This window comes from Neotabrizicola shimadae, from assembly GCF_019623905.1.
GTDB lineage: Bacteria > Pseudomonadota > Alphaproteobacteria > Rhodobacterales > Rhodobacteraceae > Neotabrizicola > Neotabrizicola shimadae.
In genome coordinates this window covers 2,858,363-2,880,673 of the sequence record NZ_CP069370.1, presented here as the reverse complement: position 1 = coordinate 2,880,673, position 22,311 = coordinate 2,858,363, and the positions used below count along the sequence as shown (strand labels likewise).

The 22,311-nt window shown below is 67.2% G+C and carries 23 protein-coding genes; 12 read left to right on the top strand and 11 right to left on the bottom strand.

Annotated elements, in window-relative coordinates; translation table 11 throughout:
• Nucleotides 1–54: 54 nt before the first annotated feature.
• Nucleotides 55–768 (bottom strand): TVP38/TMEM64 family protein, encoded by a 714-nt coding sequence (locus JO391_RS14085; protein ID WP_220661098.1) that lies wholly within the window; start codon nucleotides 766–768, stop codon nucleotides 55–57.
• Between the two features lie 148 nt (nucleotides 769–916).
• On the opposite strand from JO391_RS14085, the gene rpmH reads away from it, so the two are divergent.
• Genes rpmH through yidD form a run of 3 tightly spaced genes read left to right on the top strand, consistent with a single transcriptional unit; the run spans nucleotide 917 to nucleotide 1,818 of the window.
• On the top strand, nucleotides 917–1,051 hold the full coding sequence (gene rpmH, locus JO391_RS14080) for a 50S ribosomal protein L34 (protein ID WP_220661097.1): 135 nt from the start codon (nucleotides 917–919) through the stop codon (nucleotides 1,049–1,051).
• Nucleotides 1,052–1,099: 48 nt separating this feature from the next.
• A complete protein-coding gene (gene rnpA, locus JO391_RS14075) occupies nucleotides 1,100–1,558 on the top strand; it encodes a ribonuclease P protein component (protein ID WP_220661096.1) in 459 nt (152 codons plus the stop codon).
• Nucleotides 1,555–1,818 carry a membrane protein insertion efficiency factor YidD gene (yidD, locus tag JO391_RS14070; protein ID WP_220661095.1) on the top strand — a complete coding sequence of 88 codons (264 nt, stop codon included), beginning with the start codon at nucleotides 1,555–1,557 and terminating at the stop codon, nucleotides 1,816–1,818. Before rnpA ends, yidD begins: the two co-directional genes overlap by 4 nt.
• Before the next feature lie 19 nt (nucleotides 1,819–1,837).
• Here the strand turns inward: yidD and JO391_RS14065 are convergent, their stop codons facing one another.
• The 5 genes from JO391_RS14065 to JO391_RS14045 form a co-directional block, all read right to left on the bottom strand.
• Entirely contained in the window at nucleotides 1,838–2,590 is a 753-nt protein-coding gene (locus tag JO391_RS14065; RefSeq protein ID WP_220661094.1) for a hypothetical protein, read from the bottom strand.
• Between the two features lie 151 nt (nucleotides 2,591–2,741).
• Nucleotides 2,742–3,182: a DoxX family protein gene (locus JO391_RS14060; RefSeq protein ID WP_220661093.1), complete on the bottom strand. Its 441-nt coding sequence runs from the start codon at nucleotides 3,180–3,182 to the stop codon at nucleotides 2,742–2,744.
• Entirely contained in the window at nucleotides 3,179–3,946 is a 768-nt protein-coding gene (locus tag JO391_RS21740; protein WP_310795039.1) for an HvfC/BufC N-terminal domain-containing protein, read from the bottom strand. The genes JO391_RS14060 and JO391_RS21740 overlap by 4 nt, the downstream gene beginning before the upstream one ends.
• Complete coding sequence (bufB, locus tag JO391_RS14050; protein ID WP_220661092.1) at nucleotides 3,936–4,781, bottom strand: MNIO family bufferin maturase; 846 nt, start codon at nucleotides 4,779–4,781, stop codon at nucleotides 3,936–3,938. The genes JO391_RS21740 and bufB overlap by 11 nt, the downstream gene beginning before the upstream one ends.
• A gap of 52 nt (nucleotides 4,782–4,833) precedes the next feature.
• Nucleotides 4,834–5,109 carry a BufA1 family periplasmic bufferin-type metallophore gene (locus JO391_RS14045; protein ID WP_220661091.1) on the bottom strand — a complete coding sequence of 92 codons (276 nt, stop codon included), beginning with the start codon at nucleotides 5,107–5,109 and terminating at the stop codon, nucleotides 4,834–4,836.
• A 179-nt stretch (nucleotides 5,110–5,288) separates the two neighbouring features.
• Here JO391_RS14045 and JO391_RS14040 point away from each other — a divergent pair, with 179 nt between their 5' ends.
• On the top strand, nucleotides 5,289–5,834 hold the full coding sequence (locus JO391_RS14040) for a sigma-70 family RNA polymerase sigma factor (protein WP_220661090.1): 546 nt from the start codon (nucleotides 5,289–5,291) through the stop codon (nucleotides 5,832–5,834).
• The gene (locus JO391_RS14035) at nucleotides 5,831–6,466 is read left to right on the top strand and encodes an NrsF family protein (protein ID WP_220661089.1); all 636 of its coding nucleotides are present in this window, start codon (nucleotides 5,831–5,833) and stop codon (nucleotides 6,464–6,466) included. Before JO391_RS14040 ends, JO391_RS14035 begins: the two co-directional genes overlap by 4 nt.
• A 4-nt stretch (nucleotides 6,467–6,470) precedes the next feature.
• Here JO391_RS14035 and JO391_RS14030 read toward each other — a convergent pair whose 3' ends face one another.
• Nucleotides 6,471–8,465, bottom strand: coding sequence for an oxidoreductase (locus JO391_RS14030; protein WP_220661088.1), 1,995 nt, complete (start codon nucleotides 8,463–8,465; stop codon nucleotides 6,471–6,473).
• Nucleotides 8,466–8,569: 104 nt separating this feature from the next.
• Nucleotides 8,570–9,865, bottom strand: coding sequence for a serine hydroxymethyltransferase (glyA, locus tag JO391_RS14025; protein ID WP_220661087.1), 1,296 nt, complete (start codon nucleotides 9,863–9,865; stop codon nucleotides 8,570–8,572).
• Between the two features lie 229 nt (nucleotides 9,866–10,094).
• Between glyA and JO391_RS14020 the strand changes: the two genes are divergently transcribed.
• Nucleotides 10,095–10,859 carry an NAD kinase gene (locus tag JO391_RS14020; protein ID WP_220661086.1) on the top strand — a complete coding sequence of 255 codons (765 nt, stop codon included), beginning with the start codon at nucleotides 10,095–10,097 and terminating at the stop codon, nucleotides 10,857–10,859.
• Nucleotides 10,860–10,871: 12 nt separating this feature from the next.
• Here JO391_RS14020 and JO391_RS14015 read toward each other — a convergent pair whose 3' ends face one another.
• The 3 genes from JO391_RS14015 to JO391_RS14005 all read right to left on the bottom strand — a co-directional run bounded on the left by JO391_RS14015 (nucleotide 10,872) and on the right by JO391_RS14005 (nucleotide 16,380).
• Entirely contained in the window at nucleotides 10,872–11,045 is a 174-nt protein-coding gene (locus JO391_RS14015) for a hypothetical protein (RefSeq protein WP_220661085.1), read from the bottom strand.
• A 957-nt stretch (nucleotides 11,046–12,002) separates the two neighbouring features.
• A complete protein-coding gene (locus JO391_RS14010) occupies nucleotides 12,003–13,901 on the bottom strand; it encodes a propionyl-CoA synthetase (RefSeq protein ID WP_220661084.1) in 1,899 nt (632 codons plus the stop codon).
• Nucleotides 13,902–14,097: 196 nt separating this feature from the next.
• On the bottom strand, nucleotides 14,098–16,380 hold the full coding sequence (locus JO391_RS14005; protein WP_220661083.1) for an NADP-dependent malic enzyme: 2,283 nt from the start codon (nucleotides 16,378–16,380) through the stop codon (nucleotides 14,098–14,100).
• A gap of 136 nt (nucleotides 16,381–16,516) precedes the next feature.
• Between JO391_RS14005 and JO391_RS14000 the strand changes: the two genes are divergently transcribed.
• From JO391_RS14000 to upp, 6 genes are all read left to right on the top strand, one after another.
• Complete coding sequence (locus JO391_RS14000) at nucleotides 16,517–17,599, top strand: cupin domain-containing protein (protein WP_220661082.1); 1,083 nt, start codon at nucleotides 16,517–16,519, stop codon at nucleotides 17,597–17,599.
• A 71-nt stretch (nucleotides 17,600–17,670) separates the two neighbouring features.
• The gene (locus JO391_RS13995) at nucleotides 17,671–18,063 is read left to right on the top strand and encodes a cytidine deaminase (RefSeq protein WP_220661081.1); all 393 of its coding nucleotides are present in this window, start codon (nucleotides 17,671–17,673) and stop codon (nucleotides 18,061–18,063) included.
• A 1-nt stretch (nucleotide 18,064) separates the two neighbouring features.
• On the top strand, nucleotides 18,065–19,372 hold the full coding sequence (locus JO391_RS13990; protein ID WP_220661080.1) for a thymidine phosphorylase: 1,308 nt from the start codon (nucleotides 18,065–18,067) through the stop codon (nucleotides 19,370–19,372).
• Nucleotides 19,369–20,565, top strand: a complete 1,197-nt coding sequence (locus JO391_RS13985; protein WP_220661079.1) for a phosphopentomutase — start codon at nucleotides 19,369–19,371, stop codon at nucleotides 20,563–20,565. Before JO391_RS13990 ends, JO391_RS13985 begins: the two co-directional genes overlap by 4 nt.
• Before the next feature lie 75 nt (nucleotides 20,566–20,640).
• Nucleotides 20,641–21,627, top strand: coding sequence for an adenosine deaminase (locus tag JO391_RS13980; protein ID WP_220661078.1), 987 nt, complete (start codon nucleotides 20,641–20,643; stop codon nucleotides 21,625–21,627).
• Nucleotides 21,620–22,252: a uracil phosphoribosyltransferase gene (gene upp / locus JO391_RS13975; protein WP_220661077.1), complete on the top strand. Its 633-nt coding sequence runs from the start codon at nucleotides 21,620–21,622 to the stop codon at nucleotides 22,250–22,252. Before JO391_RS13980 ends, upp begins: the two co-directional genes overlap by 8 nt.
• Nucleotides 22,253–22,311 lie beyond the last annotated feature (59 nt).

Here is a 22,311-nt window from a genome sequence, read left to right as displayed (position 1 = left end):
AAAACCCAGCACTTCCGGCGTCCTGCGCGACTTCCGCGCAGAGGCGTGCCGAATCTAGCGGCGGCGCAGGAACAGCGGCAACGCCGCCAACAGGCAAAGCGCCGTAAGGGCCAGCAGGAACCGGGGCTCCCCCAGCACCGAAAGATCGGGCAGGCCGCCCGTTGCCAGCACCTCGCCCAGGCCGGCCCCGATCGAGGTCAGGATCAGGGCGCCCGGCAGGATGCCCAGATAGGTTGTCACGGCAAAGGGGCCAAGCCCCACGCCGGCAAAGGCGGGAAGCAGGTTCGCCAGGAAGAAGGGCACGACCGGCGCCAGCCGCATCAGGAACAGCGCCGGCCACTGGTTGCGCCGCAGCGCCGCCAGCACCGAAGCGGACCGCCCGCCCGCCCGTTCGATCCGCGCCGCCGTTTCGGCGCCGAACCCCATGCGGGCTGCCAGGAACAGAAGGACCGCCCCGCTGCCAGCGGCCAGCACATTGTAGACCACGCCGGGAAACAGGCCGAACAGATATCCGCCTGTCAGCGTGGCCACCGTGGCGCCCGGCAGGCTGAAGGCCACCATCGCCACATAGACCACCATGAACCCCGCCACCGTCGCCAGGTAATGCGCGTCGCGAAAGGCGATCAACTCGGCCTGGTGCTGCGCCAGCGTCTCCAGGTCCAGCCGGTCGCGCAGCAGAAGGCCGCCCGCCACCGCCACCAGTAGGATCACAAGGAAGGGCAGGCGGCGCAGCCACGGGCGCCAGCGGGATGGGGGAACCTCGGTCATGGCCATACTCCACCACGCCGCGCGTCCGCCGGCAAATTTCTTCCACGTGAGAATTGACTAACCGCGCCCCGGCCCGTAAAGGACGGGCCTCGAATGGATACGCCTCCGAATCCTTCCGGCTTCGGGGGTGGACGTATGGAGTTACGCGATGAAGCGCACGTATCAACCCTCGCAGCTCGTCCGCAAGCGCCGGCACGGCTTCCGCGCCCGCATGGCCACCAAGGGCGGCCGTCTTGTGCTGGCGGCGCGCCGCGCCAAGGGCCGCAAGGTCCTGTCGGCCTGATCTGACCCAACGGTCCCGCTTGGCGGGTCCGTCTGAATGGGGCGCAGCATGCCGCCGCCGGAGACCAGGGTGACAGGGCAGGATGCCACCGTCGCCGAAAGGTCGCCGGCGGTTTCGTTTTGCGCGCCCGAAAACTGCCCGCCTGCAGGATTTCTGGTGCTGCGGCACCGTGCGGACTACCTGCGCGCAGCCAAGGCACAGCGCCAGGGAACCTCCGGGTTCCTTCTGCAAGGCCGCGACCGCGCCGATGGTGATCCCGTGATCCGCGTCGGCTTCACCTGTTCGAAAAAGATCGGCAATGCCGTGATGCGCAACAGGGCCAAGCGCCGCCTGCGCGCCCTTGCGCGCGAAGTTCTGGCCGGCGGCGCACGGCAAGGCTGGGACTATGTGCTTGTCGCCCGGCCGGATGCCACCGTCTCGCGCAGCTATTCCGATCTCTGTGCCGATCTGGCCCAGGCACTCTCCCGCATCCACCGCGCCCCCGAGGCGCGCGAGGCCAGGGCATGACCCCGCTCGCCCATCTGGTCGCGCTGCCCGTCCGGGCCTACCGCCTGCTCCTGTCGCCCTGGGTCGGCCACGGCTGCCGCTATCAGCCCACCTGTTCGGCCTACGCGCTCGAGGCGCTGGACCGCCACGGCGCGCTCAAGGGCGGCGCGCTGATGGTGCGCCGGGTCTGCTCCTGCCACCCCTGGGGCGGTCACGGCTATGACCCGGTGCCCGGCGCCGATCCCGACTTCGACGCCCAAAGGAAGGGCCCGGCAGAATGATCTGCCGGGCCGGCCCGCCTCAATAGCAGGGCGGATAGGGCGCGTAGCCGCAATAGGGCGGATAGGCATAGCCGGGAGGCGGCGGCGCCGGGTAGGCGACCGGCGGCGCCGCATAGTAGGGATGCGAGGCATCCGCGATCGCGGCGCCTGCCACCATTCCGGCGCCAACGGCCGCCGCGCCCCAGGCAGCTGGATGAGCGGCCCCGTACCAGGCGCCGCGATAGGCCGTCCGCCGCGCCGCGCCGGCGTAGGACACCGGAGTCAGCGGTCGCCCGATGATGTCGATGAAGATCGCCGCGCCGCCCTTGGCGCCATCAAGGCTGCCTTCCAGCACATCCACGTCGAAGGTCAGAGTCGTGCCGTCCAGCGCGGGCGTCTTCAGCACCACCACCGCGTCATAGACCGCATCCTCCGTCTCGCCAAAGACCGAAACGGTGGCATTGGGCGGGTCGGCGGCAAAGCTGTCGCTGCCATCGGCCCATTCTTCCAGAAGTGTCGTGGTGAGCGCATGGCCCGCCGCGCGCACCGGGCGGTCGGCGAACAGGATCGAGTTCTTGGCAATGCCGGTCAGCACCAGCTTGCCATCCTTCAGCGTCGCGCCTTCCGCGTTCATCACGATCAGCGTCGGAACGACCTCGGGCCGCGTCTGGCCGATGGTCTTCTGCAGGGGCACATGCTTCGGCGGGGCATCGGCCGTCTGCCCGAAGGCAACCGCCGGAACCAGAGCCACCGCCAGCACCGCGGTCATCCGCGCGAGTCTGGTCATGCTCATTCCATATCTCCACAAGAACAGGGCGGGCCGGGGCGGCCGCGCGGGGCGTCGGGCGAAGCGCCGACAGGACGAAACCTAGCGGCGCTTTCTGCCCTCTCCAAGCCCGGATTGCATCGGATGCTCCGCTCTGGCGCAGGCCGCGAAACCCGGCTCACCCGTCGATCCGAAGCGCGCGGTCCAGCGAAATCCGCCCCGGCCCCCGCAGCACCAGCGCCAGAAAACAGGCCGCCCAGACCCCATGCACCTGCCAGGCGTCGGGATAGATGAAGGTCTGGATCACCAGCGTCATCCCCAACAGCGCCAACGCCGACGCCCGCGTGAACAGCCCCAGCACCAGAAGCACCGGAAACACATGTTCCGCCGCCGTTGCCATCACCGCCGCCATCCCCGGCGGGATCAAGGGCAGCGCGTAGTCGTTCTGGAACAGGAACCACGTGCTGTCCTTGATGTGCAGAAATCCCTCCACCTTGGTCCGACCCGACGTGAAGAACACCGCCGCCGGAAACACCCGCAAGGGCAGGGCGGCGATGTCCCAGGGCAGCCGGTCGGCCCGAGCATGAAGGTGGCGAAGGGCATCGGTCAGGCGGTTCATGTCAGGTCGTCCTGTCTCAGGGAAATGATCGCGCCATGCCGCGCAAGGTTCAGAAGGATCGTCCCCGGCGCATGGCCGGGCTCGGCCAGCGCCGCCGCTGCCGCCGCGGCCATCAGCGTGCCACCCGCTGCCAGCGTCTCGACCAGCACCAGATCACCCGCCGTCACCGGCAGCACCGGCACCGCGTCGCCGGTATCGCGCAGGACCGCCGCCGCCTCCGCCCGGTCGGCGGTCAGCGGGCCGGACGGTTCGGCCCCCGGCTGGTTCGCGGCCCAGATCGTCACCGCCGAAAACCGCGACCGGAACAGCCGCAGCGAAGGATGCAGCCCGATCCGCAATCCCCCCGCCGAGCCAGCCGCCGCGGCCAGGTCCCCCGCCGTCACCGGCCGGGCATCCGCGGCATGATAGGCCTCGCCCCGCAGCCACTCCAGCCGCGCCACCTCGGGCAGGTAGGGCAACCCCGCCACTGGCGGAAACCGCTCCAGGAAGCCGGGGAACGCCCCGCCCCAGTGAAACAGCACGGGCGAGCGCGGCGGATGCGCCTCGATGAAGACCCGGGCCATCGCACCAAAGAACTCGGCCCCAACCAGCCGCTCCACCACCGGGAACCGCGCCGCCAGCGCCCGCGTCAGCCCGTAGGCCACATTGTTGCGATAGACGGCAAAGCGCCGCTCCGCCTCGGCCGGATCGCGCGCCGTCACGCCCGCCGGCAATGTCCCGCCGAACAGCCCGGCCCGGAATTCCCCCACCAGGTCACGAGGCAAGGCGCAGCCCTCCGGCATCGGCCATCACCCGCGCCGCGCGGTCCGCCTCGGCCAGCAGCACCGGAAACTCGGGCACGTCATTGTCCCATTCGATCAGCACAGGCTGCGGCCCGGTCAGCGCCAGCGCCTCGGCAAACAGCGCCCAGACCGGGTCGGCCACCGGCCGCGCATGATCGTCAATCAGCAGGGGCCCCGAAGGCAGCATCTCCTCGGCATGGCCGCCCAGGTGAATCTCGCCCACCGCCGCCACCGGAAAGCCCGCCAGATAGGCCCGCGCATCCATGCGGTGATTGGTGGCCGAAACGAAGACGTTGTTCACATCCAGAAGCAGCCCGCAGCCCGTCCGCCGCACCACCGCGGCCAGGAACTCCGTCTCCTCCAGCGTGGACTGCTCGAACAGCACATAGGTCGAGGGGTTCTCCAGAAGCATCCGCCGCCCCAGCACCGCCTGCACCTCGTCCACATGGTCGCAGACCGCCTGCAGCGTCTCGGCCGTGTAGGGCAGGGGCAAAAGGTCGTTCAGATAGTCGCCGCCATGGCTCGACCAGGCCAGATGCTCCGAAAAGCTATCCGGCTCATAGCGCGCCACCAGAGCCTTCAGCCGCGCCAGGTGGTCGCGGTCCAGCCGCCCCGGCCCGCCGATCGACAGGCCCACGCCATGCAGCGACAGGGCGTAATCCTGCCGCAGCCGGCCCAGCATCCGGTGCGGCGGCCCGCCTTCGCCCATGTAGTTCTCGGCGTGAATCTCAAAGAAGCCAAGCGCCGGGCTCAACCTCAGGATGTCGGAAAAGTGCTCGGGCTTGAAGCCAAGACCAGGGGAAGCGGGCAGAGGCATGTTCGTCTCCTGCAAGAAGCCGGGGCCGGCACCAGGGCCGGCCCCGCAACGGTCACATCTTCACCGGCTCCAGCGAGCCCATGCCGTTCGGCGTCTTGATCGTTGCGCAGGTCCCGGCGGGGACGTATTTCCACGCATTGCCCTGATAGTCCTTGGTCGAGGTCCCGGCGCAGCTCGTGCCCGGACCCGCGGCGCAGTCGTTCTGGCCGGCCATGGCCACGCCATAGCACTTCTCCATGGTCTGGTCCTGGGCCTGGGCCGCCGCAGCCATGGTCAGGGCCGCCGCCAGAGTGGCCGAAAGCGTCAGGGTCTTGTCGATCATCGTCATGGTCATCTCCTGTTGGACCGAGTGAAGGACCGTCCATGGTCCTCGGCGGTCCATACGGCGCGGGTTTCCGTGCCGTTACGGCGCTCACGCAGCCGTGTTTCCGGCGCCCCGTCTGAAACATTTGCCCTTGGCCGCACCCCGCGTGTAACACTCGCGGCGGTGCGGCGAAGGGACAGGCGATGATCGACCGCGAGACGGAATGGGCAAGCCTGTTCAGGGCGGCGAATGCGGGGGATGCGCTGGCCTACCAGCGTCTCCTTCGTGCCATCACTCCCGTGCTGCGTGGCATCGTGCGTGCCCGTGGCCGTACACTCGACGCCGACACCCAAGAGGACATTGTGCAGGACGTGCTGATCGCCATTCATACCAAGCGCCAGACCTGGGACCCGGCCGCGCCGCTCCTGCCCTGGCTCTATGCGATCACGCGGCACAAGGTGGTCGATGCCTTCCGCCGCCGCGGCGCGCGCATCCATCTGCCGATCGAGGATTTCTCCGATGCGCTCGAAGCCGATCCTGCCCCGGATCCGACAGCCGTGCGCGACAGCAATGTGCTCATCGGCCAGCTCGAACCGCGCGCGGCCGAAATCGTGCGCGCCGTCAGCCTGGCCGGGGAAACCCCGGCGGAAGTCGGCGCGCGGCTTTCCATGACCGAAGGTGCCGTCCGCGTGGCCCTGCACCGCGCAATCCGGCGCATGGCCGACCTGGCGAGGGGGCAGGGCCAATGAAGACCGAGGACCTCATCACCCTTCTGGCCGCCGATCCGCCGCCGCCCGCCTTTTCGGCCCTGCGTGTCGCCGCGGTTCTCTTGGCCGCCGTCGGGCTTTGCGCGGGCCTCTTCCTGGCCCTCGCCGGCCCGCGACCCGATCTTGCCGCCGCTCTGGCGGTGCCGGTGGTGCTTGCCAAGACGCTGCTTGCCGCCCTGACCTGCACACTGTCGCTATGGCTCGTTCTGCGCCTCGCGCGGCCCGGTCACGGCCTTGGCCGGGCGGGCCTGGTTCTGGTCCTGCCCGCGCTTCTCGCCGGGGCGCTCTGGCTTCAGGGCTATGCCGCCCGCCCGCCCGAGGTGCGTTTCGCCGATGTCACCCCGCTGGCTGTGGCCGAATGCCTGGGCTTCATCGTCCTCCTGTCGGCAATCCCCGCCGCCGTGGCGCTGCGCCTCTTGCGCGACGGCGCCTCCACCTCGCCCGCCCTGTCGGGCGCCCTTGCCGGCCTTGCCGCCTCTGCCGGGGCGGCAACCGGCTATTCGTTGTTCTGCACGCAGGACAACCCGGTGTTCTACATCACCTGGTACGGCCTCGCGCTCTTCATCGTCACCGCCGCCTGCGCCATGCTCGGCCGCCGCAGGCTCGACTGGTAACGCCTCAAAGCGCGATCACCTCGCGCCGCAACGGCCCCTCGGGCGGCGCAAACAGCGCCCGCCCGGCGCGGTGGCCGTCATGCACCGCATGAAAGATCAGCCCCGGTGCGCGGGCATCGCCGATGCGCTCCAGCGTGGTCAAACCCTTGCCCTGCAACCCGTGCCACAGCCCATCCTGCGGCTCGCGAGAGGTCACGGGGATCAGCGTGCCGCAGGCAACGCCCAGGGGTTTGCCCGTATGCACGCAGGCGAACTCTGCCGTGCCCTCGCCCCGACCGGCCAGCGCCAGATGCGTCAGGATCGTCACGCCCTGCCCGATCAGCCGCGCCTGCAATCGTGACTGTTCGGTGGTATAGGCGCTCCACTCCGCCACCGCCCCGCCGGGGCTGACATAGGTCACCTCATGCCCTTCGGCGGCCAGCAGGTCCGCCAGCCCGGCGGCGATGTGATAGCCCTCGTCGTCGAAGATGACGACAGGGCCGTCGCCGGGCCGCGCCCCCGCCAGAATGTCGTCTGGCGTCAGCACGGCCCCCAGCCCCGCAATGCCGCCGGGGTTCGACCGCCCGGTGCCGTCGCGCCGCCACAGACTGCCGGTCGCCACCAGCACATGACCCACGCCGGTCTCCAGCACGTCCTGCACCCCCATGCGGCTGGCACGGAACAACTCCACCTGCGGCAGCTTCGCCAACTGCCCCAACCGCCAGTCGCGCACCCGCGCCCATTCGCTCAGTCCCGGCAGCCGCGCCTCGCGCGTGACACGCCCGCCGGGGCTGTCCTCCGCCTCGGCCAGCAGCACCGGCACCCCGCGCCGTCCCAACACCAGCGCCGCTTCCATTCCCGACGGCCCCGCCCCGACAATCAGCACCGGATCGGCCCGCCCTGTGATCGCCGGCACGTCCTCGGGATGCCAGCCCCGCCGCCATTCCTCGCCCATCGCCGGGTTCTGCGTGCAGCGGATCGGCGCCCCCAGCCCGTCATGGGCGTAGCAGATGTTGCAGCCGATACATTCGCGGATGTCCTCCATCCGCCCCTCGTCGATCTTCTTCGGCAGGAACGGGTCGGCGATGGAAGGCCGCGCCGCCCCGATGAAATCCAGCACGCCGCGCCGCAGCTGCCCCAGCATCGTCTCGGGCGAGGTAAAGCGGCCCACGCACACCACCGGTTTGCCCGTCACCGCGCGCACATGCGCGACATGGTTCTCCAGCGGCGCTTCCTTGACAAAACGCGATGGCCCCATCTCGGTGCCATAGTCCGGGATCGTCACGTCGAACACGTCGATCAGCGGCGCCAGCCGCTCCAGAAGCCGCGCGCGTTCCTCCTGTCCCGTGCCGTCCTCGTCCGTCACCTCGATCCGCGTCGCCACTGCGGCGCGATGTCCCACCGCCTCCCGCGTGTCCTCGGCCAGCGCCAGCACCAGCCCAATCCGCGCCTCCCAGTCCACCGGGTTCAGCACCGGGTCCAGGAACTGCGCCAGCAGATAGGTATGCGCGGCATAGACATAGACCACGTCGAAATCCGCCTGCACCGCACGCAGCGCCGCCGCCCGGTGCCACTGGCGCAAGAGGGCAACGTCCTGCCGGTCCATCCGCGCGCTCTGCCACGGCACATTCTCCGCCATGGCGCTCACCGGCCCCAGCCCGGCCAGCCGGGACCAGGCGTTCGACACCCGGATGCCGCCGTGCCAAAGCTCCACCCCGGCCAGCGCCCCCTGGAAATGCACCGCCTCGGTCATCAGCGCATGGGCGCGCACGTCATGGTCGTCCCAAAGCGAGGCATGGATGGCCGGCGTGTCGTCGGAACTTTCGTGAATCGAACAGTATTCGGTATTCACAACCCCCCAGCCCCCCTCGGCCTTCACCCCCCGCATCGCGGCCAGGGTGCGCGGGTGGCGGTTGCCCATGCCGGTGCAATGCGGCACCTGCCAGAACCGGTTCGGCGCGGTCACGGGACCGATCTTCAGGGGCTGGAACAAGGGGTCGAAACGCGGGTCGCGGGGCATGGCAGTCCTCCCGCCCCAATTTTGACTGTGGATTCAGAATCCCGTCAAGCCGCCATGAAAAAGGCCCCGCCAGAGCGGGGCCTCCCAAAGCCGTCAGGCAGATGTCACATGCCCTGGTAGATCGGGTAGGCCCGGCACAGGGCCTCGACCTCGCCCCGCACCTTGGCCTCGACCGCACCGTTGTCGGCCTCGCCATTGGCCGCCAGCCCGTCCACCACTTCCACGATCCAGCGCGCGATCTGGCGGAACTCCGGCTCGCCAAAGCCGCGGGTCGTGCCCGCCGGCGCTCCCAGGCGGATGCCGCTGGTCACGAAGGGCTTCTCCGGGTCGAACGGCACGCCGTTCTTGTTGCAGGTGATATGCGCCCGGCCAAGCGCCGCCTCGGCCGCCTTGCCCGTCACGCCCTTCGGCCGCAGATCCGCCAGGCACAGGTGGTTGTCGGTGCCGCCCGACACGATGTCGATGCCGCCCTTCATCAGCTCGTCCGCCATGGCCGCGGCATTGGTCTTCACCTGCGCCGCATAGGTCTTGAACTCCGGTCGCAGCGCCTCGCCGAAGGCCACCGCCTTCGCCGCGATCACATGCATCAGCGGCCCGCCCTGCAGGCCGGGGAACACCGCCGAGTTGACCTTCTTGGCGATCTCTTCGTCATTGGTCAGGATCAGCCCGCCGCGCGGCCCGCGCAGCGACTTGTGCGTGGTCGACGTCACCACATGCGCATGTGGAATGGGCGAGGCATGGACGCCCCCCGCCACCAGCCCCGCGATATGCGCCATGTCCACATGCAGATAGGCCCCCACCTCGTCGGCGATGGCGCGGAACGCCGCCCAGTCCCATTCGCGCGAATAGGCCGTGCCGCCCGCGATGATCAGCTTCGGCCGATGCTCCAGTGCCTTGCGCCGCACGTCGTCCATGTCCAGCCGCTGGTCCTGCTGGCGCACGCCATAGGACACCACGTTGAACCACTTGCCCGACATGTTCACCGGCGAGCCATGCGTCAGGTGCCCACCCGAATTCAGGTCCAGCCCCATGAAGGTGTCGCCGGGCTTCAGCAGCGCCAGGAACACCGCCTGGTTCATCTGGCTCCCCGAGTTCGGCTGCACGTTGGCGAACTTCGCCCCAAACAGCGCCTTCGCCCGCTCGATGGCCAGCGTCTCGGCCACGTCCACGAACTGGCACCCGCCGTAATAGCGCTTTCCGGGATAGCCCTCGGCATACTTGTTCGTCATCACCGAGCCCTGCGCCTCCAGCACGGCGCGCGACACGATGTTCTCCGAGGCGATCAGCTCGATCTCCTCGCGCTGGCGGCCAAGCTCGTCGGCGATCGAGGCATAAAGCTCGGGGTCGCGCGACGCGAGGGTTTCGGTGAAGAAGCCGCTGTCGCGGTGCGTGGCAGTCATGGGGCAAGCTCCTTTGGCGGCCGTGGGCGTGGTTCCGAATACAGCAGACATTCCGGCCAAGAAAGGGCGGAATCCGACATTCGCGGCAGGGCGAGCGAAGCCGGGCACAGGATCGGAAACGAAAGCGCGCATCGGAAATCCCCGCCACCGGCTCCGGCCGGGGTTGAGTTGCCGCCGCCGCGCGGCAAGAGTGGCGCCAGGACGCGGCGCCACGCCGCGAGGGAACCCGATGACCCAGCGCAGGATCGCCTTTGCCGCCAGCCCCGCGCCCGACGCGCAGACCGCGCTGGCCGAACTGACCGCCGCTTACGGCCAGCACAGCCTGGACCGGGCCGATGTCGTCGTGGCCCTTGGTGGCGACGGCTTCATGCTCCAGACCCTGCACGAGGTTGAGCAGCGCGGGCTGCCGGTCTATGGCATGAACTGCGGCACCATCGGCTTCCTGATGAACGCCTATGCCGTCGAAGATCTGCCCGCCCGCGTCGCCGCTGCGGAAGAGGCGGTGATCCACCCGCTTGCCATGACGGCGGTGCAAAGGTCGGGCGCCGTGGTGAAGGCGCTGGCGATCAACGAGGTCTCGCTCCTGCGCGCCGGCCCCCAGGCTGCCAAGCTGCGCATCACCGTCGACGGCAAGGTGCGGATGCCGGAACTTGTCTGCGACGGCGCGCTGGTCGCCACCCCCGCCGGCTCAACCGCCTACAACTACTCGGCCCACGGGCCCATCCTGCCCATCGGCTCGGACGTGCTGGCGCTGACGGCGATGGCCGCCTTCCGCCCCCGCCGCTGGCACGGCGCGCTTTTGCGCAACACCTCTGTCGTGCGCTTCGACGTGATGGAAGCCGACAAACGCCCGGTCATGGCCGATGCCGACAGCCGCTCGGTAACGGATGTGGTCTCGGTCGAGATCCGCTCCGAACCCACGATCGCCCACCGCATCCTCTTCGACCCCGGCCACGGGCTGGAGGAGCGGTTGCTGGACGAGCAGTTCGTGTGAGGGGGAATAGCTTCATTCAGAAGGAACTTGAAAGTTCCTTGGATCGGCAGCGATTGCGTCAAGCATGACTCGAATCTGACCGCCCAGTGCATACAAGTTTGCTATCAATGCGTCAGTTCTTTGCCCGAACTCCGGCGAGCTTAGATTGCCCTTTGCAATCTTTAATATAACATCCTCCAGGTTCATTCGGATTTTCCCTTCTCGACATAGCTATGACTTATGGTAAGATGATCGCATGTCCGATAGTAATTCCGACTCTCCGCACAGAACTCGAATGCCGCACCTCTATCTATGAGGAATTGGCTGAGGTCATGAGTATTACGGCCCGTCACATTTCTGATGTCACTGCTTCCGCACTTTGCGATATCTGTAGTTGGCCCGTAAGTTGCCAAGAATTCGTACGAAACTTCCTTGCCAGCGACCAGTTGGCGAAGTGTTTCGGGCTCGGTAACAACGATTCCCCACAGTCTGGCCGGGTATCTCTTTTCAAACACCATGACGCCGCAGTCATTCACCTTCGTGACTTTGGCAAGTTCTAGAGAATAAACATCCCCGATTGCCGGCTGAACCAGGCAAACGAAGATGCACGTTCCAAGCGTTAAAGCTTTCATCGAGGCGTCCCTTCATCCCGTTGCCCCGTGCAGCCAACCAGACATATGCCTGCGATGGCGATTCGAGCAGTGGCTGTGTTGAGCAGGGACCGCACGCTTCCCACCCTCCAAGCTGCATCGTGGTCCTGCTGCGCGCCGTGCAGGCACTCGGCCGCGGCGGGAAATGCCGCAAGCGCAGGGCGCCCGGCAACAATGTTCTTCATCACCGCAATCCTGCCTGTTTCGGGTCGGTCGGGTAATGATCATGCCCGGCACGAAGAATTGAGGGAACCCAATCGCAGGTTGAATTTGGCTTCAAGGAGAATTGGCGCGGGAAGACCCGAAAGCAGGGGCGCGTGCATGTTGGCCGAGACGGTCAGTCGCAGGCTCTTGGGCCGATGAGCCTTCTGCCGGACATGCCGTCCAATGCCCTGCGCCACCCGCCAAAGGTTACGTCCAAGTTAACACGGCCTCGTAACCCATTGATTTCATGGAGTCGGAAAGGGCGTCCGAGCTCGGACGCCCCCTCAGGCACCTTTGCGGCCCGGCCCCCTCAGGCCGAGGTCCGGGCGTAGCCGATGGCCTTCAGGGCCAGGGTGATCTCGTCCAGGATGGCCGGGTCGTCGATGGTGGCCGGCATCTTCCAGGCCGCCCCGTCGGCGATCTTGACCATGGTTCCCCGCAGGATCTTGCCCGACCGGGTCTTGGGCAGCCGGTCCACCACCACGGCCTTCTTGAAGTCGGCCACCGGCCCGATCTTCTCGCGCACCAGGGCCACGCATTCCCGGACCACATCGCCATGGTCCCGGCCCGAGCCCTTGTTCAGGCACAGGAAGCCCACCGGCGTCTGCCCCTTCAACTCATCCCCCGCCCCGATCACCGCGCATTCGGCCACGTCGGGGTGGCTGGCCAGCACCTCCTCCATCGCCCCCGTCGAAAGCCTGTGCCCCGCCACGTTGATCACGTCATCGGTCCGGGCCATGATGTAGAGGTACCCGTCGGCATCCTTCATCCCCGCATCCCCCGTCTCGTACCAGCCGGGGAAGTGGTGGAGGTAGGACTTCCGGAACCGCTCCTCCGCGTTCCACAGCGTGGGCAGGGTGCCGGGCGGCAGCGGCAGCTTCACCGCGATGGCGCCCAGTTGGCCGGGTTCCACCGGATGCCCGCCCTCGTCCAGGATCTGGACATCGAAGCCCGGCATGGCGACCGAAGGCGAGCCGATCTTGACCGGCAGCGGCTCGATCCCGAGCGGGTTGGCCGCGATGGCATAGCCGGTCTCGGTCTGCCACCAGTGGTCGATTACCGGCACCTTCAGGTGCCGCTGCGCCCACATGATCGTGTCGGGGTCGGCCCTCTCGCCCGCCAGGTACAGGGCTTTCAGCCGGGACAGGTCATAGTCGCCGACAAGCCGGCCCTCGGGATCGTCGCGCTTGATCGCCCGCAGCGCCGTGGGCGCCGTGAAGAAGCTGCGGACCCTGTGCTCCGAGATCACCCGCCAGAAGGCCCCGGCATCCGGCGTGCCCACCGGCTTGCCCTCGTAGACGATGGTGGTGCAGCCCGCGATCAGGGGGCCGTAGCAGATGTAGCTGTGCCCCACGACCCAGCCCACGTCCGACGCGGCCCAGAACACATCGCCCGGCCCGCAGTCGTAGATGGCCCGCATCGTCCAGGCCAGTGCCACCAGATGCCCCGCTGTCGGCCGAACCACACCCTTCGGCGCGCCGGTGGTGCCAGAGGTATAGAGGATATAGGCCGGATGGTTGCCCGCAACCGGCACGCAGTCCACCGGCTCGACCCCGAACTGGAAGCTGTGCCAGGCCACGTCGCGGCCCTCGATCAGCTGGGCCACCTCCTGCTCGCGCTGGAAGATCACGCAGAAGTCGGGTTTGTGGCTGGCCAGTTCGATCGCGGCATCCAGAAGCGGCTTGTAATGGACGACCCGGTTCGGCTCGATCCCGCAGGAGGCCGCGATGATCGCCTTGGGCGTGCAGTCGTCGATCCGCACGGCCAGTTCGTTGGCCGCAAAGCCGCCGAAGACGACGGAGTGGATGGCCCCCAGACGGGCGCAGGCGAGCATCGCCTCCAGCGCTTCCGGCACCATCGGCATGTAGATGATGACGCGGTCGCCCTTTTCCACGCCCTTCGCCCGTAGAGCCCCGGCCAGTCGGGCGACGCGGTCCTTCAGTTCGGCATAGGTGATGACATGTTTGGTGCCGGTCACCGGGCTGTCATGGATGATCGCCGGCTGCTTCCCGCGCCCGGCCTCGACATGGCGATCCACCGCGTTCCAGCAGGTGTTGACCTCGGCGTCTGTGAACCATTCATAGAACGGCGCGCGAGCGGCGTTCAGGGAAGTGGTCGGGCGACGAACCCAATCAATGGCCCCTGCCGCTTCAAGCCAGAAGCCCTCCGGATCGCTGAGCGAACGGCTGTAAAGATCGCTGTATGCCATGGCATGCCCTCCCGCTTGCGCAGGTCTGTTATGTCAGGCACCGCGCCCCGCGCAACGATGTTACCGGCAACGGGGCAGGGGGTGCGACGAAATGTTTGCAGACTCCGGAGGGCATTGACCCGCCAAGTTTGCAAACTTGGCCACGCGGTCTTGGCGACGGGCTAAGGACGACGGGATTTGCAAATCCCTGCGCGACTCACCCGTAATGCGCCACCGGCGTTCCTGCGATGGCAGACATGTTCAACAAGCCCCGCGCGGTGATCGAGGGTGTGACCACATGCGCCTTGTTGCCCATGCCCATCAGGATCGGCCCGACCTCCAGCCCTCCGGCCTTCATCTTCAGGATGTTCCGCACCCCGGAGGCCGTGTCGGACGAAGCGAACAGAAGCACGTTCGCCGCCCCTTCGAAGCGCGAACCGGGGAAGATGCGGTCGCGCAGCGTCTGGTCCAGCGCCACGTCGATGTTCATCTCGCCCTCATAGGCGAAATCGGGTTCGCGGGCATCCAGAAGCTCCAGCGCCGCACGCATCCGAAGCGCGGCGGCGTTGTCCATGTTGCCGAACTGGCTTTGCGTGCACAGCGCGACCTTGGGAGTCAGGCCGAAGCGTCGGACGTGGCGCGCGGCGCCGATGGCGGTTTCGGCAATTTCAGCCGGAGTGGGCTCGGAGTGGACGTGGGTGTCCGCGATGAAGAGCGGTCCGTCTTCCAGGATCATCAGGCTGAGCGCCGCGGTGGGGCGCAAGCCGCCGCGGGCGAGGATCTGGCGGACGTAGTTCAGATGCCAGTGATACTGGCCGAAGGTGCCGCAGATGAGGGAATCCGCCTCGCCCCGGTGGACCATGATCGCGCCGATGGCGGTGGTGTTGGTGCGCATCACAGCGCGGGCGGTGTCGGGCGTGACGCCGCGCCGTGCCATCAATTCGTGATAGGTGCCCCAGTAATCGCGATACCGGGGATCGTTTTCCGGGTTCACCAGGTGGAAGTCGCGGCCGGGGCGGATGGGCAGGCCATAACGCTCGCACCGGCCTTCCACGACTTCGGGTCGCCCGATCAGGATGGGCAGGTCTGTGGTTTCTTCCAGCATCGCGTTCGCCGCGCGCAGCACACGCTCGTCCTCGCCCTCGGCAAAGACGATGCGGCGGACGGCGAGCTTGGATGCCTCGAACACCGGGCGCATAAGGAGCGCCGACTTGAAGACCGACCCGTCGAGCTTCTGCTTGTAGGCGTCAAGGTCGGGCAGGGGCCGGGCCGCCACGCCGGTTTCCATCGCCGCGCGGGCGACCGAAGTGGCGACAACGCCCATCAGGCGGGGGTCGAAGGGTTTGGGGATCAGGTAGTCGGCGCCAAAGCTCATGGTCTCGCCCCGGTACGCGGCAGCGGCTTCGGCGCTGGTGGTGGCGCGGGCCAGGGCGGCGATGCCGTCGATGCAGGCCAGTTCCATCTGGTCGTTGATGGTGGTGGCGCCCACGTCCAGCGCGCCCCGGAAGATGAACGGGAAGCACAGGACGTTGTTGACCTGGTTCGGAAAATCCGACCGGCCGGTGGCGATGATGGCGTCCGGCGCGACCGAGCGCACGGCGTCGGGCAGGATTTCCGGCGTGGGGTTGGCCAGGGCGAAGATGATCGGTCGCGGCGCCATCTTCGCCACCATCTCGGGCGTCAGCACGCCGGGGCCGGAGAGGCCAAGGAACAGGTCGGCGCCGCCGATCACATCGGCCAGCGTGGCCGGGGTGGTGCCTTGCGCGAAAGCGGCCTTCTGCTGGGTCATCTGGTCATGGCGGCCGTGATAGACGAGACCGGCGAGGTCGCACAGCCAGACGTTCTCGCGCCGCACCCCAAGTTTCACCAGCATTTCAAGGCAGGCGATGCCCGCCGCGCCGCCGCCGGTGGAGACGACCTTGATGTCCTCCCACTTCTTGCCGGCGACGATCAGCGCATTGGTGGCCGCAGCGCCGACCACGATGGCAGTGCCGTGCTGGTCATCGTGGAACACAGGAATGTTCATCCGCTCGCGGCAGAGCTTTTCCACGATGAAGCAGTCGGGGGCCTTGATGTCTTCTAGGTTGATGGCGCCGAAGGTCGGCTCCAGCGCGCAGACGATGTCGGCCAGGCGTTCAGGGTCGGGTTCGTTCAACTCGATGTCGAAGCAGTCGATGTTGGCGAATTTCTTGAAGAGCACCGCCTTGCCCTCCATCACCGGTTTCGAGGCCAGGGCGCCGATGTTGCCGAGGCCAAGCACGGCGGTGCCGTTGGACACCACAGCCACCAGATTGCCGCGGCTGGTGTAGCGGCTGGCGCTAGCGGGATCGGCCTTGATTTCCAGGCAGGCCTCAGCCACTCCGGGCGAATAGGCGCGGCTGAGGTCGCGGCCGTTGGCGAGCGGCTTGGTGGCGCGGATCTCGAGCTTTCCGGGCCGCGGGAACTCGTGATAGTCCAGCGCCGCCTGGCGGGCATTCTCGTGCCGTGCTTCGTCTGCCATGTCGTCCTCCCGATCCTCGCTTACCCATTAAACCAATTTCGGTTCGGTGCAATTCGGGGAAACCGCAGGTGTTTCAGGGCCGCCTTGCAAATTGGCAGGGCCGCGCCCAATCTGCGGCCGTTCCGGGGAGGACGAGATGACCGAGACCCGCGCCGAGATCCGGCTGCCCACCAACGAGTTGCGCGATGACCTGCCCTTCTACATGAAGGTGCTGAAGATGCGGCTGGACATGATCTATCCGGCCGACAACCCCGAAGTTGCGGTGCTGTCGGGCCATGGGCTGCGGCTGCGCATCGAGAAGGGGGCGAAGGAGGCGCCGGGGACGATCCGCATCCTGACCGAGGACCCCGACAGCTTTGCCGAGGGCAAGCGCGAATTGACCGCGCCGAACGGCACGCGCATCGAGATTGACGAGTTGAACCCGCCGCTGGTGCTGCCGGCCACGCAACATGCCTTCGTGGTGCGGCGTCTGGCCGACCAGGCGCCCTGGGTGATCGGCCGGGCCGGCATGATGTACCGCGACCTGGTGCCGTCGCGCCTGGGCGGCGCGATGATCGCCAGCCACATCCGCGTGCCGGACGGCAAGGTTCCGGACATGGTGCACTTCCACAAGGTCGGCTTCCAGCTGATCTTCTGCATCAAGGGCTGGGTCGATGTGCTGTACGAAGACCAGGGCGGCATCCGGCGGCTGCACGCCGGCGACTGCTTCATCCAGCCGCCGCAGATCCGGCACCGGGTGCTGGAATCCGGCGAGGGGATCGAAGTGATCGAGATCGGTGTGCCGGCCGATCATGTCACCGAGATTGACCACGAGATGACCCTGCCCACCCCGGATTACCGCCCCGACCGCGAGTGGGACGGCCAGCGCTTCGTGCATGACATCGGTGCGAAGGGCGCGTTCCAGCCCTTCCGGCTGCCGGGCTTCGTGGCCCGCGACACCTCGATCAACGCCAATACGAAGGGCGTGGCCTCGGTCATGGTGGCAAAGCCAGATGGTGGCGAGACGCGCTGGACCCGGCATGACGGCGACATCCTGTTCACCTTCGTGATGTCAGGCAGCATGGTGCTGGAAGGCGAGGGGAAGGAGCCCTATCGCCTGTCGCCCGGCGATGCCTTCGTCATGCCGCCGGGGATGGCCACCCGCTACGCCGAGCCTTCGGCCGACCTTGAACTGCTGGAGGTGACGCTGCCCGGGAACCCGCCAACGGTGGTCGTGTAGCCGCGCTTGCAGTTTGGCGTGGGCGGTTCCACACTCCCGACCGAACGGTCAAATCGGAAGCCGAGGTCCAGATGTCCCTGCTTGACGCCGCCACCCAGGTTCGCCTGAACGCCTGGGTGCCCTATTCCCGCTTCAAGGTTGGCGCGGCGATCCGCGCGACCTCTGGCAAGGTCTATGTCGGCTGCAACGTGGAGAACGTGGCCTATCCGGAAGGCACCTGCGCCGAGGCTGGGGCCATTGCCGCCATGGTGGCGGGGGGTGATACGCGTATTGCCGAGATATGGGTCATCGCCGACAGCCCCGAACCCGTGCCCTGCTGCGGCGGTTGCCGGCAGAAGATCGCGGAATTCGCCGATGCCGATGTGAAGGTCACGCTCTGCACCACCGACGGCAAGCAGAAAGTCATGACGGTGGCCGAGATCCTGCCGGGTGTCTTCACGGCCGCCCATATGGACCGGGCCTGAGATGGACGCGCGATCCATCGTGATGAAGGTGCGCGACGGAACCACCCCGTCGGCGGACGAGTTGCGATGGTTTGCCGCCGGGCTTGCCTCGGGCGATGTCACGGATGCGCAGGCCGGCGCCTTCGCGATGGCCGTGCTGCTCAAGGGGCTTGGAGAGGCTGGCCGCGTGGCCTTGACCTCTGCCATGCGGGATTCCGGCCGGGTCATGGCGTGGGATCTGCCCGGCCCGGTGGTGGACAAGCATTCCACAGGCGGCATCGGCGACTGCGTGTCCCTGCTTCTTGCCCCGGCCCTTGCCGCCTGCGGCGCCTATGTGCCGATGATCTCGGGCCGCGGTCTCGGCCATACCGGCGGCACGCTGGACAAACTGGAGGCGATCCCCGGCTTCCGCACGGGGCTTGGCGAGGACCAGTTCCGCGCCCAGATGGACCGTGTTCACTGCGCCATCGTGGCGGCCTCGGCCGACCTGGCCCCTGCCGACCGTCGGCTCTACGGGATCCGCGACATCTCGGGCACGGTGGAATCCATCGACCTGATCACCGCTTCCATCCTGTCAAAGAAGTTGGCGGCAGGACTGGAGGCTTTGGTTCTGGATGTGAAGGTCGGTTCCGGGGCCTTCATGAAGACGATGGAGGATGCACGGGCACTGGCGCAATCGCTGGTCTCGACCGCGCAGGGTGCCGGCTGTATGACCGTTGCCCTTATCACCGACATGAGCCAGCCCCTGGCCACCGCAGCCGGCAATGCGCTGGAAGTAATCGAGGTGATGGAGACGCTGTCGGGCACGTCGGTCAACGCCGCGCTGTGGGACATCACCTGCGCGCTCGGCGGCGAGGCTCTGGCACTCGGCGGGTTGGCGGCAGACCCGCAGGACGGGGCAGGGCGCATTGCGCAGGCGCTGGAATCCGGCGCGGCAGCGGAACACTTCGGCCGGATGGTGACGGCTCAAGGCGGTCCCGCCGACTTTGTGGACCGCTGGCCCGACCGCCTGCCCTCTGCCCCGGTCATGCGCGAGGTTCCCAGCCCGGCGAACGGCTGGGTGGCCGCCATCGACGGCTTCGCGCTTGGCCAGGCGGTGGTGCATCTGGGGGGCGGGCGGCTGCGTGACGGCGACCGGATCAACCCCTCCGTCGGTCTTTCGGATCTTGCCGGCATCGGTGAGGAAGCCAGCCGCGAGGTCCCGCTTGCCATGGTCCACGCCGCGACCGAGGCCGAAGCCGAGGCTGCAGTGGCCGCGGTTCAGACAGCCTATCGCATCGCCCAGGACCTTCCCGACGAGCCCCCCCTCATCCACGCGAGGATCGCATGAGCCGCGCCTTCCTGATCGTGATGGATTCCGTGGGATGCGGCGGTGCTCCGGATGCCGCTGCGTTCGGCGATGAAGGTGCAAACACGCTCGCCCATATCGCAGTGGCCTGCGCCGAGGGGCGGGCCGAGGAGGGGCGGAGCGGCCCACTTCACTTGCCCAACCTCGATGCGCTCGGTCTCGGGGCGGCTGTCCGGCTGGCCACTGGATTGAAGACCCCAGGTTTGGGGGCAGAGCCGAGGGGCCGTTGGGGTGCAGCGAGCGAGGTGTCCAAGGGCAAGGACACGCCTTCGGGCCATTGGGAACTGGCTGGCGTGCCGGTGCCCTGGGACTGGGCCTATTTTCCCGATCGGGTTCCTGCCTTTCCGGAAGGCCTGGTTGCCGAGGTGTGCGCCCATGCTGGAACCGGCGGCATCCTTGGCAATTGCCATGCCTCTGGCACAGAGATCATCGAACGACTGGGGGCCGAGCATCTGCGAACCGGCTGGCCGATCTGCTATACTTCCGCTGACTCGGTGTTCCAGATCGCGGCGCATGAGGAGGTGTTCGGGCTGGATCGGCTGATCAAGCTTTGCCAGGATCTGGCCCCAACCCTGCACTCCATGAAGATCGGGCGCGTCATCGCCCGGCCCTTTGTCGGCGCGCCCGGAGCTTTCGCCCGCACCGCCAACCGTCGCGACTTTGCCATTGCCCCGCCGGCACCCACGCTCCTGGATTGGGCTCAGGGGGCGGGGCGCTCCACCCATGCCATCGGAAAGATCGGCGACATCTTCTCGCACCGGGGCATTGGCAAGCTGCACAAGGGCAAGTCGGATGCGGAGCTTTTCGACCATCTGATGCGGCTGGCAGACGAGGCGGAGGCCGGTTCGCTGACCTTTGCGAACTTCGTGGAATTCGACAGCCTGTACGGCCACCGCCGCGATGTATCTGGCTATGCCCGCGCGTTGGAATGGTTCGACCGGCGCACCGGCGACTTCCTCGCGCGGCTACGCCCCGGTGACCTCGCGCTGTTCACCGCCGACCACGGCAACGATCCAACCTGGACAGGCACGGACCATACGCGGGAACGGGTGCCGGTGCTGTGTGCTGGAGTAGGTGCGGGGTCGATCGGCCTCGTGGGTTTCACCGATGTCGCAGCCTCGGTCGCGGCTCACCTGGAGATTCCGTCCGAAGGCCCGGGCAAGTCCTTCCTCTAGGTCACTTTCTGTCTGGAAACATCCCACGGGGGGCGGGGGTTTGGAACCCCCGCCTGCTTGCAAGAGGCACCGCGCATGAAATCAATGCCGAAGATCGAACTCCACCTTCATCTCGAAGGCGCAGCGCCGCCCGCCTTCATCCGCGGCCTGGCGCAGGAAAAGCACATGGATCTGTCGGGCTTGTTCAACCCCGACGGAAGCTATCGCTTCACCGATTTCTGGGATTTCCTGAAGGTCTACGAGGCGGCGACCTCGACCCTGCAGACGCCCGAGGACTACAGGCGGTTGACCCTTGCCGTGCTGGAAGAAAGCGCCGCCAATGGCGTAGTCTACTCCGAAACCTTCCTGTCGCCCGACTTCTGCGGCGGGCGGGATGTGGGCGCGTGGAAGGAATACCTGCACGCCATCCGGGATGCCGCCGACCAGGCCGAGCGCCAGATGGGCATCACCTTGCGGGGCATCATCACCTGCATCCGGCATTTCGGCCCTGACAAGGCGCGCGAAACTGCGGTCTGCGCGGCAGAGACGGCGGGGGACTGGATCACCGGCTTTGGTATCGCTGGCGACGAGAAGGTGTTGCAGCCAAAGGATTTCCTCTGGGCTTTCGACTGCGCACGCGAGGCGGGGTTGCGCATCACTGCCCATGCCGGCGAATGGGGCGGGCCCGAAAGCGTGCGCGCCGCACTGCATGACCTGAACCCGGAACGCATCGGTCATGGCGTGCGGGCCATCGAGGACCTCGCCTTGGTCGACGAACTGGCTGAACGCGGCACGGTGCTGGAGGTCTGCCCCGGTTCCAACGTGGCGCTCGGCATCTGGCCCACCTTCCGCGCCCATCCCATCGGCAAGCTGTTCGATCGCGGGGTGAAAGTCACCGTCTCGACCGATGACCCGCCCTTCTTCCACACCACCATGGCGCGCGAGTACGACATGCTGTCGGATGCCTTCGACTGGGATGACAGCGTCTTCGCGACGCTGAACCGCACGGCGCTTGACGCGGCCTTCTGCGATACCGATACCCGGTCGAAGATCGCGAAAAGACTGGAGGCTGCAAATGCGTGAACACCTGACCGTCGTTTCCCATCCGCTGGTGCAGCACAAGCTGACGCTGATGCGAGACAAATCGACGTCCACTGCCAGCTTCCGGCGCCTCTTGCGCGAGATCAGCCTGCTTCTGGCGTACGAAGTCACGCGCGAGCTTGACATGACCACCATTCGCATCGAAACGCCGCTGTGCGAGATGGACGCCCCCACCATCGAGGGCAAGAAGCTGACGCTGGTGTCGATCCTGCGGGCGGGCAACGGCCTGCTGGATGGCATCCTGGAACTGATCCCGGCGGCACGCGTCGGCTTCGTAGGGCTCTACCGCGATCCGGCCACGCTTCAGCCGGTTCAGTACTACTGCAAGCTGCCGACGCAGATGGAGGACCGGCTCGCCATAGTTGTCGATCCCATGCTGGCCACCGGCAATTCATCGGCGGCAGCCGTTGATCTTCTGAAACAATCCGGAGCGCGCAACATCCGCTTTCTTTGCCTGCTGGCGGCGCCCGAGGGGGTTCAAAGGATGAAAGAGGCGCATCCTGACGTTCCGATCATCACAGCAGCTGTGGACAGCCATCTCAATGATCATGGATATATTGTCCCTGGCCTAGGGGATGCGGGTGACCGCATGTTCGGCACTAAATAGAGCCCAAGCCACTTTACTTGGAAACAATCCTGCCCCATGCTGCGTGAAAGCATATGGGG